Below are 14,952 nucleotides of genomic sequence, written 5' to 3'. Positions count from 1 at the left end.
GGTGCTAGGCGGTGGTGCGGGCGGGCTGTCCGTTGTTGAAATACTCCACGAGTTCCGCGGGCAGTGCCGGAACCTCCAGCGCCCCGCCGTTCGAACGCAGCGACTGGGCGGCGAGGACCCCGGCGGCCACGGCTTCACGGGCCGCGACCGGGGACGTCTCCGTGGCACCGCCGTCGCGCGCAAAACGCAGGAACTCGGCGATGAGCAGCGGGTCGGCGCCGCCGTGGCCGCCCTCGCCGTCGCGGATCTCCACCTTTTCATCCGGTTCCACGAAGCCGTCCTGCGTGCGGGTGGTCCAGACATGGATGAAGTCCCCGGGGTTGTCGCCAAAGTTCTCGATCCGGCCCTTCGTGCCGATGACGGTGTAGTTGCGCCAGTAGTCCGGGGTGAAGTGGCACTGCTGATAGGAGGCCAGGGCCCCGTTGTCCAGCACCATCTGCATCATCGAGATGTCCTCCACGTCGATGACCGGGTTCAGGTCCACCTGCTCGGTGGGCGGCCAGTTCTCCAGCGAGAACCAGTCCCACATGCGCCGGTCCCTGTTGTCCCGCCGGCTGGCGACGTCTCCATACACGGCAAGGTCGCCGATGGCGGAGACCCGCTTCGTGTAGCCGCCGGCGAGCCAGTGGATCACGTCGATGTCGTGGGCACCCTTTTGCAGCAGCAGGGACGTGGTGTTGGCGCGCTCGGCGTGCCAGTCCTTGAAGTAGTAGTCGCCGCCGTTGCCCACAAAGTGGCGGCACCACACGGCCTTGACCTCGCCGATGGTCCCGGCCTGGATGAGCTCGCGCATCTGGACCACGACGGGCATGTGGCGCATGTTGTGCCCCACGTACAGCCGGGTACCGGTCTCAAACGCGGCAGTCAGGATGGCGTCCGCGGCCTCCAGCGTCACGTCCAACGGCTTTTCGCAGAACGTGGGGATGCCGGCCCTCAGCGTCTCAACCGCAATCTGGGCGTGCCGGTTGTCCGGGGTCAGCACCAGCACCGCATCCAGCCCGGCACCCAGCAGTTCGGCCAGGTCGGCGGTGACAGCCGCCGTCGGAAGTTTCTGGGCCGCATCAGCCCGGCCGCGCTCGGAAACGTCGCAGACCATAACCACTTCCGAGCCTCGGCCCGGCTTGTGCACGAGGCGCCACAGGGACGCCCGCAGGCCGAACCCGACAATGCCGACGCGCAAGTCCCTCGTGGCCCGTTCCCGGTCCGGAACGGCCTCCATCAAATCAGTCACAACGATTCTTCTCTCTAGGTTCTTGAATTCTTCAGCTTCTTGAATGTCAAAAAGTCAGGGGGCGGCCGGCGCGGAATCACGCACGAAAAGCTGCCAGGGAAATTCCAGGACCTGCGGCGGCCCCGACGGGTCCATGGCCCGATCGACGAGGAAGTCCGCCAAGCCACCAAAGAAGCCGACCGGGCCGACGCTGGTCAGCGACGGGGCCATCGCCTCGCCCTGGAGGGTGTTGCCAATGCCCACCACCGCCACGTCCCCGGGCACGTCCAGCCGCAGCCGCTGGGCGGCATGCACCGCCGCGATCGCCACAAAGTCGGACGTGGCAAAGACGGCGGTCGGCGGGTCCGGCTGCCGCAGCAGCGCGACGGCGGCTTCATAGGCGCCGACCTCGTCCCCGGCGAACGTGGCCACATAGTCCTGGCGCAGCTCGAGCCCCGCGCGTTCAAGCCCCCGCACATAGGCCCCGTACCGGACGGACTGCGGGGCCCTGAGGCTGCTCGCCGGGGTCAGGCACGCCACCTTTGAGTGGGTCTCCGTCAGGTGGTCCATGGCCTGGCCCATGGATGTTCCGGCCAGGGAGCGGACCACGTCAAAGCCATTGGGTTCCAGGGTTTCGCTGAAAACGACGAGCCGGTTGTTGCGCGCCAGTTCGGCGAGGAGTTCTGCGTCCCCTTCATCGTCCGCGGCATCAATGAAGATGACGTCGGCACCCTGCCGCTTGATGGCGGTGCGCCAGTCGGTGTCCGCGAGGATCATGGGCGTGATGCCGGCCGGGCCGACGGCGGCCCCCACCGCCTTGCTGACGGACAGGGACCAGGGGTCCGAGAGCATGGTCAGGGAAAGCATCATCAGGTTCGACTTGCCCGTCCGAATGGCGCGCGCCGCCTGGTTGGGGCGGTAGCCCAGTTCCAACGCCGCCTCTTTGACCCGCAGCACCGTTTCGGCGGACACGCCCGGCGAATTGGTCTTCCCCGCCCGGCCGGACAGCACATAGGACACCGTCGCCGTCGAGACTCCCGCCGCCTGGGCCACGGTGCGGATGGTGGCCCGCTGTGGAGACACATGCGCCACATTCATCGAACTCCCCCTGATTTCCTCAAATGGTCCTTGCCAAACGATCCCCGCACAGCGCGCAGGAACGCATTTCCTGAGCCTACAGGCGCCGTTGCGGCCGCAACGTGCTGCCGCGACGGCGCGTGCCGGCGGGCCCTGGCCGCCGCCCCCCTTACGCGAGCTCCTTCTGGTATTCCTCGCGAATCTTGTCCCCGCCGCCGTTCTTCCACTTGGCCACTGCGGCGTCCCACGTGTCCACGCCGGCGCGACCGGTCAGGATGTCGGTGGCGGTGTCGCGGGCGGACGTGGTGAGCTTGGCACCCACCTTGGAATTGGTGTCCGAGTAGGTGCCCGCGGTGGGGTTCCGGCTGGCGTACTTCAGCAGTTCCTTCGAGGCATCGTAGATGGCCTGCGTGTCCTGCGTGAATGACGCACTGTAGATCGGGTTTTCCGGGCTGGACATGATCTGCAGCGCACTGACCAGTCCCGGGGCGTTGGTGTTGCCGTCCTTGGTGAACACCGGGTTGCCGTGGCTGTCGAAGGTGAAGTCCTTTCCCTCGGTGCCGAAGTTCTTCTGCAGGTATTCGGCGCTGCCAAAGGGTGCAGCCATCCAGTTGTAGAAGTCCAGAATCTCCCGGATCCGTTTTTCATCCGTGGTCTTCTTCAGCGGCGTGAAACCGACCGTGCCGTAGCCCATGTCATAGACGGGCGTGGCCTTCCCGTCGTGTCCGAACGGAATCAGCACCTCGCCATGGCGGGTGGGATCGGCCTGCCGGGCTTCGCTGATACCGGTCGGGCCCACGGAGACATAGGCCGCCATCTTGTTGGCCACAAAAGGCGGCATGAAGCTGGAGAGCGTGGTGTCCGGGTTGAAGTAGCCGGCCTTGAACACCTTGGCGGCGAATTCCAGCATTGCCTTGTACTCGGGGGTCTCGTACATGTGGGTCAGGGTGCGGTCCTTGTTCAGGCGCCACGTGGTGGGCACACCGAACCATTCGCCGAACATGTGCATCTCGTTGACGTAGTCGCTGCCCAGCACGAAGCTCCCGGGGAAGGCCTTGGCCACTTCGGCGCCTTTCGCCATGAAGTCGTCGGTGGAGGTGAACTTGAAGCCGCCCACCTTGGACCACATTTCCGGGTTGCCGATCATGACCTGGCCCATCGGCGTGGACGGGATGGGTGCGCCCCAGATCTTGCCATTAACGACGGCGGTCTTCCAGGAGTCGGGCTTCAGCGCGGCGAGATTGGGGTACTGCAGCACGGCATCCCCGGACAGGTACTTGGTCATGTCGGTGAACTTGGCTTCCAGCATGGGCCCGACGTTCGGGATGCCCTGATTCGGCGGAAGCCACATCAGGTCCGGGATGTCGCCGCTGGCGAGCATGGTGGCGAACTTGTCCGGGTAGCCCGGGTCGGTGCCGATGGTCAGGTTCAGCTTGGCGCCCAGGGCCGTGTTCAAGCGCTGCCAGAAGGGGTTCGAGTCCATACCCGGCGGTGGCGTGGCGAACGTTTCCGTGTAGGCCGACAGGTCCTGCGTCAGGGGCGCCTTGGAGGTGGTCTTGATGAAGCTCTTGGGCATGGAGAGAAACCCGGGCTGCAGGCCGTCGGCGTTGCCGGGGAGCTCGGGCTTGATGCCGGTGAACTCCTTGTACGTTGGCAGCTTGACCGCGGCGGAGGCGGCGGCGCTGCCGCCCGATGCGGACGGTCCGCAGGCCGTCAGTGAGGTGCCGATGGCGAGGGTTGCCGCGCCGGCGCCAAGCATGCCCAGAAATCCTCGCCGGCTGTAACCGGTGGTGGTAGCTGTTGACATCATGCGTCCTTTCGTTGGTGATTCTTGAAGGTTGAAAGCTGGATGGTTCAATGAGGGCCGGGAGGATTTCATCCCTTGACGGCACCGGTGATGACACCCTTGGTGAAGTGCCGCTGGAGGAACGGGTAGACGAGCAGGATCGGAACCAGGGCGATGACCACCACCGCCATTTGGAGCGATTGCGGCTGCGTCTGCACGGCGACGCCCAGCTGGTCCGCCGTCATCGACTTCCCCTGCAGGACGTAGGAACGCAGCACCACCTGGACGGGCCACTTCGATGTGTCGTTGAGATAGAGGAGCGCGTTGAAGAACGCATTCCAGATTCCCACCGCGTAGAAGAGCCCGACGACGGCGGTCACGGCCTTGGACAGCGGAAGCACCATCGTCCACAGGATCTTCCAGTCGCTGGCCCCGTCGATGCGGGCACTTTCGATCAGCTCGGCGGGGATGTTCATGAAGAAGGATCGCATCACCACAAAGTTAAAGCCGCCCAGCGCCCCGGGCAGGATCAGGGACCACAGGCTGTCAATCAGGCCCAGCTGCTTGATCATGAGGTACATGGGGATGATGCCGGCGCTGAACAGCATGGTGAACAGCACCGCGAGGACCACGGGGCGGCCAAAAAGCACGGGCCGGCTGGTGGCGTAGGCCAGCAGAATGGTGACGAAGAGCGCGATGGCCGTTCCGACGACGGTGATGAAGGCGCTGACGGCCAGGGCGCGGACCATGAGGTTGCCGGAGAACAACGTCCGGTAGGCATCCAGGTTCGGGTGCGTGGGCCACAGGACGTAGCCGCCGGATTGCAGGATCTGGTGGTTGTCAGCGAAGGACGTCGAAAACACGACCAGCACGGGCAGGCCGATGTAGGCGGTGACGACGAAGACGGTCAGCGCCTTGAGGCCGGAATACAGCGGGGACGGCTTTTCCTTCCAGGCGGGCCTGGCCGGCGAGTAGCTCAGCCCGGAGGCTTTGTGGTTCTTCAACAAAGTCATGAGAGTTCTCCTTGCGGCCGGCGGAGCCTAGCCGACCTTCTTTTGAAAGAGCCCGGCTTCGCCGAACTTGTGGGCCAGGGAGTTGGCGCCCCAGATGAGCAGTGCGCTGATGACGCCCTTGGCCAGGCCGGCCGCGGCGCCGGCGCTCCAGTCGCCGCCAATCACGCCCGAATAGTAGACGTAGGTGTCCAGGACCTCGGCCGCGCCGGGCCCGACATTGTCCCGCTGGAGGATGAACTGTTCAAAGCCGACGCTGAGGATGTCCCCGATGCGCAGGATGAGCAGAAGGATGATGACCGGTCGGAGCGCAGGCAGTGTGACGTGCCACAGGCGGCGCCAGCGCCCGGCGCCGTCGGCCGCCGCGGCTTCGTAGAGGGAGACATCCACTGTGGACAGTGCCGCCAGAAAGATGATCATGGCCCATCCGGCGTCCTTCCAGACCAACTGGAGGGTGGCCATCAGGGGGAACGTCGCCGGATCGGTCATGAACGGGATGGACCCCATTCCCATCAACTTGAGCGTGTTGTTGATAAAGCCGGCGCCGCCGAGGAATTCCTGGAAGAAGGTGATGACCAGGACCCAGGACAGGAAGTGCGGCAGGTACACGATCGACTGGAATACGTTGCGCAGGCGCCTTGGCGAGAGGGAATCGACAACAAGGGCCAGGATGATCGGCACCGGAAAGAACAACACGAGCTGTGTGACCGCGAGAACCATCGTGTTTCTGAAGGCGTCCAGGAAGTCGGGATCGTCAAAGAGTCCGACAAATTTTTGCAGCCCGACAAACGGTGCCTCAAAGATGGTCAGGTACGGCTGGTAGTCCTGGAACGCGATCACGTTTCCAAGGATGGGAATGTAGGCGAACAAGAGCATGACCAGCACGCCGGGCACCATCATCAGCACCATCTGCCAGTCGCGGCGCCAGCGGACCTTGAACGGAACGCCGTGCGCGGAGGCGTTCCTTGCGGCCGTGCGCTTTCGCCGCCGCGTGCGCCGGTCCGGGCTCCGTTCCAGGGAAGGCACGAGGGCCGCGGCGGGAGTGCCAGCTTCCAGGGTTTCCTGACGTGTCGTCGGGCTCATTGCTGCTCCTGGTGTCGGTTCGGTGGTTAGCGGGTGCACACGACAAACGCCACGGGCTGTGATGCCCGCCACACGTGTTAACCGTTTAACAAAGGTAAACCACCGATACTCCAGATGCAAGAACATGATTCAAATTATTCGAATAGCTCATGCTCACTCATGCGCGGCGGCCCGACAACTTCCGGGACCCCGGATTGACGCCGTTGCCGCGCCGCAGCGGGTTTACAGGGTCGGCCACAATCACGCGCCGTTGATGACCAGCAGCGTCCCGCGCCCGGGTTCCACCGTGATGGCCGAACCGGCCACGTACTGGCTCCCGGGCTGGAAGGCGTCAATAGCCGGGGCCGCAATTCTCGAAACGGCCAAGGACTCAAACCCGTCCGCAAACCCCAACGTCACGGCAACCGGCACCTCTGCCCAGCTCGCCAGCGCTGTCACCAGCCCCGATGGCGTGATCCACGACGTCGCCAGGACGTCCGGGTGGCTGGTGCGCACCGGCGACGCCGGGTCCCAGTGCCCCACCATGGGCGCGCCGGCCAGCCCGTGCGCGGCCCAAAAATCCCACAGCGGCCTGTTGTCCACACGGGGAGCCCTCCCGGTCATGCCAAACACCAGCCCGCGCCACGGGTTGCCGCCGCCCTCGAGCATCTCACCCATGAGCCCGAACGGGATGCCGGAGACCTCCACCAGCCAGTACGCCGGGTCCGCGTTGTCGTAGTCGAAGTACTCGCCGAGCCAGAGCCTGTCGGTGTACGGCAGCTGTTCCAGATACATGTTGGCGCTTGAGGCAAACCCATCCTTTTCGTTGAACTGGTTGGCCGAGTGGATGTCTATTTCCGGGTCTGCGCAGCGGCGCTCAAGCACCTTGCGGACCCGCTTCATGGCGTGCCGGTCGAAGGCGATATCGTCCAGGTAAATCCCGTCCAACCCCGTCCGGCGCACCAGCTCGTCCAACCCGCGGATGTACCAGTTCTGCAGGCGCGACTCCCCCGCCGTGACCACTGCAACGTCGTCAACATTGGGCGCATGCCAGGCCGAAACGTAGTCGCCGCCGGCGTGTTCCTGCAGCCAAATGTGCCCGTTGCCCGGCCCGCGGTTGAAAATCTCCCCGTTCAGCGACAGCATGGGCAGCAGGTCGGGACTGTGCGCCGTCAGCTCCCGCACGGTGTCATAGACCTTGACCTTCAGCCCGGCCGCGTGTGCCTCGGCGGTGTATCTGGCCAGCCCATCCGCGGCCAGCAGGGGATCGTTGATGTAGGGCGCCAGCGCCGTCGCGTGGTGAACGTTCACCACGGTGGCGCCAGCAGCGGCAATCTCCGCCACGCTGCCCTGATCGTGAAAGTACCTGTTGGCCAGATGGCGCTGCGGGTTGATCGGCTTGAACGGGGTCAGCAGCAGCCGGAAGGCGTAGTTGAGCCGGTCCCCCGGTGCCAAGGCCCGCCCGCCGCTGAAGGCCTCAAGCACGACGGCGCCGCCTCCTTCCCCGTGCTCCTCCCGGAGCGACACTCCCGCTGCGCCGGGGGCGTCCGGGTTGGCCCAGGATGTCGGCGCATTGAGCGGCTTTTCGCGGTAGAAGTTCGTGTTCAACGGGCGTTCGTAGTTGTCGTCGCGCAGGGAGAGCTGTACCCCGATGTTGGCGTCGCCCAGCCAGATCGCGTCCTGGTTGCGCTCGGCCACGTCCCAGGTCCAGCCAAGGTCCCCGGGACGCTTGCCGCCGGGCACACCCAGGCCCATGGCAAACGGCACGGCATCGGCGCACAGGGGCATGGTGAGCCGCACGTCGTCCAGCAAAACCCCGTTGCCGGACCCGTGCGGGACGTGCAGCCGGACGGCGAAGTCGGCAGCACCGTCGGCCTCCAGATGCCCTTCCACGGTGACGGTGAGGGACGTCTCCGTGCTGGTCCAGGTGCAGCGCCAGCCGATCCGGGCCGGCCCGTCGACCGTGAATTTCAAAGGTGCGCAGTGCCAGGCTACGGGGCCGGAGACGAGGCCCGGTACAAGGTCAAGGGGCCGCGCCAAGAGGTCGCGGGCCGGTCCGTCCGTGCCGGTGACCGCTGCCGTGAAGGTCGACGCCAGCCGCGCCGGCAGACCGTTGGCGGCCAACATCATGGTACGGCCGAGGATGCGCAGCGTTCGGGTCGCTTCATCAAGGGTGACTGGCGCAAAGGGCTGCACCACCTCGTCGTCCTGGGCCAGTGTGGAATCAAGCCAGGCCAGGCGGCGCAGCAGCTGCGGGTCGTCGGAGTTGGGGGCGCTGCCGTGTTCGGTATCCGCTGCCTCCTCACCCGCCGCGGCCACTTCGAGCCCAAGCTCGACGGCGGCACTGCCGGCCGGGCATGAAACGCCAATGACGGCACGCACGGTGGTCCCGGCGCCATCCGCCGGGACCGGAAGCACCACGTAGAGGGCCTGGACGGAGCCCGCGGCCGCGGCCAACGCCCTGGTGAAAGGGCGGCCGAGCCGGTCCACGCCGGCCGTGTTCAGGCAGCGGGCCGCGCCCTCCCCGCAGTCCGCCGCATCCTGTCCGACACCGTCTCCGGCACCGGCACCGGACACCGACACGGTGATGCCGTCCAGCCCGGCCAGCGCGTATAGCCCCAGCTGCAGCACGTAGGCTTCTCCCGGCAGTGCCCGCGCTGTGAGCCCGCCTGCCGGACCCGCGGCGCGGGCGTCCACCGCCGCCACCGCAACAGGCCCGTCGACAAGCCAGTGCGCCGGGATGGCCGAGCGCATTGAAATGGGATGCCGCCGGTCCTCGGCAAACAACAGAAACGGGACACCGGCAAACTGCCCGTGGAAAGCCTCGAGTTCCTGCGCTGTGGCAGTGAAGTTCATCGGCGCGAAGGAATCCCACTGGCTGGCGGCCTCGTAACGCACGGCCACGGCCGTCGGGTGCCCTTGCCCGGGCTGTTTCTGCGGTCCCGGCCACACGCTGCCGGCAACGTCGCGCACCCAGGCGGGGTCCGCCGTCGGCCGTGCCGGGAGGTTCCGGGCCTGTGGGTAGTGGGCGGGCCCCACCATGGCGTAGGGCAGGTAGTAAAAGTAGTAGCTGCCGGCACCGTCCACTGGTTCAAAAGTGAAGCGGCCGGCCGCTGGGGTGTGTTCGCCAGCCAGCACGTTCCGGACGCGCTTCCCGGTGGCGGCGGAGACCACAATCACGTCCACGGCGGCGGGGTCGGGATCCTGCCGCCGCCACGGCAGGGTGACATTGCAGGCCCGCGGCGGTCCGCTTAAATGCTCCCGCGCTGTGTGGTCAGGCGCTGCACGGTCCGGTGCTGGGACCTCCACCACGATCCTGTGGTTTCCATACAGGAGCTTGTCCCACTCTCCCGTTCCGCACTCAAGTTCGGGATGCAGGCGCTCTTGCGGGGAGATGGTGCGGACTGCCGGCACGGCAGTTTCCGGGGTGCGCATGGGTTTATCTCCAGGTGATCGGCAGTGGTGCCTCCATGCTTCCCTGAAAGAAGGTGACCGTAAAGCACCATTACGAATCTAAATCATTCATATTGCCACTTGGCCCCAAATGCCAGCTCCTAAACGGCAACCGGCGGTGCAGCTAACGCGAGCTACAAGGCCCACAGGTCGCAGGAGCTGCACCACCGATCGCCTGTGACGGCCTGAAGTCCCGTTGAACGCCCGGATTGCCACCGAAGACTCTCCGGGCCGGATTTATCGAAGCCTCAAAGTGGCGCAGGATCGAGGCGGGGCCGGGGAGCCCCCATCGAGGCGGAGCTTCAGCCAGCCGATGAGGGCGTCGGCCTGCAGGCGCTGGAACGCACGCAGGGTGGGGAGCCCGGGCGGGTCCGGGCGGCGGGACATGTCCAGGAAGTATCCGGCGTAGCCGGCCAGGACGCCGTCCACGTCACCGGCACGAACCCCTGCGAACACGGGATGTGCGCGCAGCTGCACGTCCGGGTCGCTGCCCGGATCCAGGGACTTGACGTTGATCATCACGGACAGTGCGTCCACCCAGGGCGCCCCCAGCGCGGCCCACGGCCAGTCGACCAGGACCGCGCGGCCCGGGCCCCGACGTGATCCGTCCATTCTACTGCCGGCGGGACCGATCAGCAGGATGTTGTCGGTGCGCAGGTCCCCGTGCACCAGAGAGGTGCCTGCCATGGCGGCCAGACCGTGCCGGGCCAGCCCGGCCAGCCGCTCTACATTCCCGGCGGCCCACGGATCGAGCCCCTTCATGGGCCGTTTGGCCAGCTTCGCCCAGCCGCGGAAGGCGCCGCGGAGCGCATCCGCGCATCCGGGCAGGTCTGCAACACCTGCCATGTTTGCCCGTGCCACCGTCTGGAGCGTGTCCAGCACCTGTTCCAGCTCGGCAGCCACCCACGGTTCCGCGGGGTGCCGGCCGTCCACGTCGGTGAACGCCAGCGCAACCCAGGTGCCGTCGTCGTACGAACCCAGGAAGTTGGGCACGGGCAGGCCTGCCGGGAGGGCGGCGGCCACTGCGGCCTCCCGCCGGTGCAGGGCGGCGGAGGTGGCATTGACCTCGGCGCTGACGGCCTTGACGAAGGCGCGGCGCCCCGAGGCCAGGCGCACCCGGTCCGCCGACCCGGGTGAAAAACCGCCGGGCTGGGAGCGTGCCTCCACCACGGACCCACCGAGGATCGCCTCGATGCCGGTGCGCACGCCATGGGGAAGCTCGTCCCAGCCGATCCGCGTGTTCACTGTCGTGCTGGTGGTGCCGGGACCGGTTCCGGGGCGGGCGCGAGAGTGAGGACGGCCGCGTCGTCGGACACCTCGCCGATCACGGCCTGCCTGCTGCGCAATTCATGCATCAGGGCCAGGGCGTCCAGGGTCGTCTTGGTGCGTTCCAGGAATTCCTCCGGCCCGCTGACCAGTCCAAGGTCGACCGCGCGCCACGCCCCGTCGGTGGCCATCACCATCAGCTCGGGACGGCCCAGCTGGACCAGGTGCGCGTGGTCGGCCGCCTCAGGCTCGCGGCGGGCCACCCACAAGTTGCCGGGCGTGTTGCGCCGTTCGCGGTCGAGTATGAGCAGGCGGGCGCGATCCGCGGGGCCCGCCGCGGGCGGGGTCCCGACTGACTGGCTCCCCTGGGTCCCGTCCTCCGGGGAACTGCCCATGACGGCGTCCACGGCGGCGTCGGCGTCGCCCGCGCGCACGAGGTGGATGGCGCCGTCGTCCGTGCGCACGACGACGGTGCAGTCGGCCAGGCTGGCGACCTCCACGCCGTCGTGATTGAGCTGGGCAACGGAGATGGCCGCGGACGGGAAGCGGATCCGCTCCGCCCCGACCAGGGGCGTGGCGGCGGTGTCGACGGCGGCCAGCGCGGAGGCCAGCCGGGCCCGCACACCAGAGCGCGCCGGGTCCGTGCAGGGCCCGGCGAGGGCTATGGACAGCGCCTGCGCCAGCCACTGTGGATCTGACGCGGCGGGCAGGCCCAGCGGCTCCAGGAGCGGCGTTGCACCGTCGATCACCCAGGCGTTGAGCCCGTGGAAGCCGCAGGCGTCCTCCATGACATGGGCGTCGCCCTCGAACTGCACGCGGGCACGGATCTCCCAGCCAAAGGTCATGGCTTCATCCTGCCACAACGAAAACCGCGCCCGTTCCCGCCCTTCACACCCGATGGGAACGGGCGCGAAAGGCGGGGACGGGCGCGCGGCCGGGTCTCGACCACCGGGTCTCGACAAGCTCAACCACCTGGCTCACCCGGCGAGGCGGCGGAAACTACCCTTCGACGCCGAGCGTCTTGAGGATCAGCTCCCGCACGCGGCCGGCGTCGGCCTGGCCTCGGGTGGCCTTCATGACGCCGCCAACAATGGCACCGACGGCCTGCACCTTGCCGCCGCGGATCTTATCGGCCACGTCCGGCTGGGCCGCGAGTGCCTCGTCGATGGCGGACTGCAGGGCTCCGTCGTCGGACACCACGGCCAGGCCGCGCTTCTCGACCACCTCCGCCGGCGTGCCTTCGCCATCCAGGACGCCGTCCAGGACCTGGCGGGCCAGCTTGTCATTGATGGCGCCCGAGGCGATGAGCTTCTCGATCTCCACCACGACGGCGGGGCTGACGCCCAGCGCGGCGGGGTCGACGTCGGCCAGCTTGGCGCGGCGGGCGATCTCGCCCATCCACCACTTGCGGGCGGCGGCGGCCGTGGCACCGGCGGTGACGGTTTCCTCGATCTCGTCCAGCAGGCCGGCGTTGACCACGTCGCGGAATTCCAGGTCCGTGTAGCCCCAGTCGGCCTGGAGCCGCTTGCGGCGCTCGGCCGGCGGCTCGGGCAGGCGGGAGCGCAGCTCCTCGACCCATTCGGCCGTGGTGACGATGGGCACCAGGTCCGGTTCCGGGAAGTAGCGGTAGTCGTCGGCGTCGGACTTGGGGCGCCCCGACGTGGTGGACTTCGTGTCCTCGTGCCAGTGGCGGGTTTCCTGCGTGATCAGCACCCCGGAATCCAGGACTGCGGCGTGGCGCTGGATCTCAAAGCGGACGGCGTTTTCGACGGCGCGCAGCGAGTTCACGTTCTTGGTTTCGGTGCGGGTGCCGAACTTTTCCTGGCCGTAGGGACGCAGGGAGACGTTGGCGTCGCAGCGGACGTTGCCGCGTTCCATCTTGGCGTCGGAAACGCCGAGGTTCTTCACGATTTCCCGGATGGCGGCGACGTACGCCTTGGCCAGTTCGGGGGCACGGGAGCCGGCGCCCTCGATCGGCTTGGTGACAATTTCCACCAGCGGCACGCCGGAGCGGTTGTAGTCCACCAGCGAGAAGTCCGCGCCCTGGATGCGTCCGGTGGCGCCGCCCATGTGGGTCAGCTTGCCGGCGTCCTCCTCCATGTGCGCGCGCTCGATCTCCACGCGGAACACGGTGCCGTCGTCGAGCTCAATGTCGATCCAGCCGTCGTGGCAGATCGGGTCCTCGTACTGTGAGGTTTGGAAGTTCTTGGGGGTGTCCGGGTAGAAGTACTGCTTGCGGGCAAAGGTGCAGTGCGGGGCGATCTTGCAGTTCAGCGCCAGGCCGATCAGGATCGAGGACTCCACGGCCTTTTTGTTCACCACGGGCAGCACGCCGGGCAGGCCCAGGCAGACTTCGTTGACGTTGGAGTTGGGTTCGTCGCCAAAGACGTTGGGGGCGGAGGAGAACATCTTCGTCTTGGTGTTCAGCTCGACGTGGACCTCAAAGCCGAGGACGGGATCGTACTTTTCCATGGCTTCCTCGAAGGAGACGATGGTTTCGGTGATCATTAGTTGGCCTCCTTGGCGGCAACAGGTTCGTCGCTCTCGCGGGTATCGACAGGCTCGGCCGCCGATTCGGCCAGCGAGGGCGCCTGGTCCAGGATCGGCCCGCCCCACTGTGCTTCGAGCAGGGATTCGAGAACGGCTCCGACGCGGTACAGGCGCGCGTCCTCGCGGGCGGGAGCCAGCAGCTGGATGCCGACGGGCAGGCCGTCTTCGTCCGCCAGTCCGCCCGGCAGTGTCAGGCCGGGCACGCCGGCCATGTTGGCCGGGATGGTGGCGACGTCGTTGAGGTACATGGCGAGGGGGTCGTTGAGCTTCTCGCCCAGCTTGAACGCCGTGGTGGGCGCCGTCGGGGAAATCAGCACGTCCACCTGGTCGAAGGCGGCGGCGAAGTCGCGCTGGATCAGGGTGCGCACCTTCTGGGCCGAGCCGTAGTAGGCGTCGTAGTAGCCCGCCGAGAGGGCGTACGTGCCCAGGATGATCCGGCGCTTGACCTCGTCGCCAAAGCCGGCGGCGCGGGTGGCGCCCATGACGCGTTCGATGGTGAGCGGGCCCTCGGCGGGCAGGGTGCGCATGCCAAAGCGGACGCCGTCGAACTTGGCCAGGTTGGAGGACGCCTCGGACGGCATGATCAGGTAGTAGGCACCGAGCGCGTAGCCGAAGTTGGGGCAGGAGACCTCCACAATTTCGGCGCCGGCGCCGCGCAGCAGCTCCAGGGATTCGTTGAAGCGGTTTTCGACGCCGGCCTGGTAGCCCTCGCCGTGCAGTTCCTTGATGATGCCGATCTTCATGCCGTTGACGCTGCCCAGGCGGGCGGCGTCGGCCAGACCGGTGGACGGGTCCGTCAGTGAGGTGGAGTCCTGGGGGTCGTGCCCGCCGATGACTTCCTGCAGCAGCGCGGAGTCAAGCACGGTGCGGGAGACCGGGCCGATCTGGTCCAGCGAGGACGCCATGGCGATGGCGCCGTAACGGGACACCGCGCCATAGGTGGGCTTGACGCCCACGGTTCCGGTGACGGCGCCGGGCTGGCGGATGGAACCGCCGGTGTCCGTGCCCAAGGCAAGGGGTGCTTCAAAGGCGGCGACGGCGGCCGCGGAACCGCCGCCGGAGCCGCCGGGGATCCGGTCCAGGTCCCACGGGTTGCGGGTGGGGCCGTAGGCGGAGTGCTCGGTGGAGGAGCCCATGGCGAATTCGTCAAGGTTCGTCTTGCCGAGGATGGGCATGCGGGCTGCGCGGAGCTTCTTCACGACGGTGGCGTCGTACGGGCTCATCCAGCCTTCGAGGATTTTGGAGCCGGCCGTGGTGGGCTGGCCCTTCGTGACGATCAGGTCCTTGACGGCGATCGGCACGCCGGCCAGTTCATGGAGTTCCTCGCCGGCAGCGCGTCGGGCGTCGACGTCGGCCGCAACGGCCAGCGCCTCCTCCGCGTTGACGTGCAGAAACGCGTTGATTCCGCGTTCGCCGGCGTCCACGGCGGCAATGCGGTCCAGGTGCGCCTGGACCAGTTCAACGGACGTCATTGTCCCCGCGGCCAGCTTGGCGGCCATTTCGGCCGCGCTGGTACGGATCAGTTCATGGGCATTCAT

10 protein-coding genes are annotated in these 14,952 nt (G+C 67.2%); all 10 read right to left on the bottom strand.

Going from position 1 to position 14,952, the window contains the following annotated elements:
• Nucleotides 1-4: 4 nt before the first annotated feature.
• The 10 genes from DMB86_RS07590 to gatA all read right to left on the bottom strand — a co-directional run bounded on the left by DMB86_RS07590 (nucleotide 5) and on the right by gatA (nucleotide 14,952).
• Nucleotides 5-1,219: a Gfo/Idh/MocA family protein gene (locus DMB86_RS07590; RefSeq protein ID WP_113717242.1), complete on the bottom strand. Its 1,215-nt coding sequence runs from the start codon at nucleotides 1,217-1,219 to the stop codon at nucleotides 5-7.
• Between the two features lie 66 nt (nucleotides 1,220-1,285).
• On the bottom strand, nucleotides 1,286-2,293 hold the full coding sequence (locus tag DMB86_RS07585; RefSeq protein WP_227878661.1) for a LacI family DNA-binding transcriptional regulator: 1,008 nt from the start codon (nucleotides 2,291-2,293) through the stop codon (nucleotides 1,286-1,288).
• Nucleotides 2,294-2,456: 163 nt separating this feature from the next.
• Nucleotides 2,457-4,097 (bottom strand): type 2 periplasmic-binding domain-containing protein, encoded by a 1,641-nt coding sequence (locus DMB86_RS07580; protein ID WP_113717240.1) that lies wholly within the window; start codon nucleotides 4,095-4,097, stop codon nucleotides 2,457-2,459.
• Between the two features lie 65 nt (nucleotides 4,098-4,162).
• Nucleotides 4,163-5,086 (bottom strand): carbohydrate ABC transporter permease, encoded by a 924-nt coding sequence (locus DMB86_RS07575; RefSeq protein ID WP_113717239.1) that lies wholly within the window; start codon nucleotides 5,084-5,086, stop codon nucleotides 4,163-4,165.
• A gap of 27 nt (nucleotides 5,087-5,113) precedes the next feature.
• On the bottom strand, nucleotides 5,114-6,166 hold the full coding sequence (locus tag DMB86_RS07570) for an ABC transporter permease (protein ID WP_113717238.1): 1,053 nt from the start codon (nucleotides 6,164-6,166) through the stop codon (nucleotides 5,114-5,116).
• Between the two features lie 240 nt (nucleotides 6,167-6,406).
• Nucleotides 6,407-9,580, bottom strand: a complete 3,174-nt coding sequence (locus DMB86_RS07565; RefSeq protein ID WP_193926269.1) for a glycoside hydrolase domain-containing protein — start codon at nucleotides 9,578-9,580, stop codon at nucleotides 6,407-6,409.
• A 255-nt stretch (nucleotides 9,581-9,835) separates the two neighbouring features.
• Nucleotides 9,836-10,843 (bottom strand): phosphotransferase family protein, encoded by a 1,008-nt coding sequence (locus tag DMB86_RS07560; RefSeq protein ID WP_113717237.1) that lies wholly within the window; start codon nucleotides 10,841-10,843, stop codon nucleotides 9,836-9,838.
• Nucleotides 10,840-11,709: a hypothetical protein gene (locus DMB86_RS07555; protein WP_113717236.1), complete on the bottom strand. Its 870-nt coding sequence runs from the start codon at nucleotides 11,707-11,709 to the stop codon at nucleotides 10,840-10,842. The genes DMB86_RS07560 and DMB86_RS07555 overlap by 4 nt, the downstream gene beginning before the upstream one ends.
• 154 nt (nucleotides 11,710-11,863) lie before the next feature.
• On the bottom strand, nucleotides 11,864-13,372 hold the full coding sequence (gene gatB, locus DMB86_RS07550) for an Asp-tRNA(Asn)/Glu-tRNA(Gln) amidotransferase subunit GatB (RefSeq protein ID WP_113717235.1): 1,509 nt from the start codon (nucleotides 13,370-13,372) through the stop codon (nucleotides 11,864-11,866).
• On the bottom strand, nucleotides 13,372-14,952 hold the full coding sequence (gene gatA, locus DMB86_RS07545; RefSeq protein ID WP_113717234.1) for an Asp-tRNA(Asn)/Glu-tRNA(Gln) amidotransferase subunit GatA: 1,581 nt from the start codon (nucleotides 14,950-14,952) through the stop codon (nucleotides 13,372-13,374). Before gatA ends, gatB begins: the two co-directional genes overlap by 1 nt.

Origin of the sequence: Arthrobacter dokdonellae (assembly GCF_003268655.1) — a bacterium.
In the GTDB taxonomy this organism is placed as follows: Bacteria; Actinomycetota; Actinomycetes; order Actinomycetales; family Micrococcaceae; genus Specibacter; species Specibacter dokdonellae.
The sequence above is the reverse complement of the archived record's forward strand: the minus strand, read 5'-3'. Positions and strand labels throughout refer to the sequence as shown.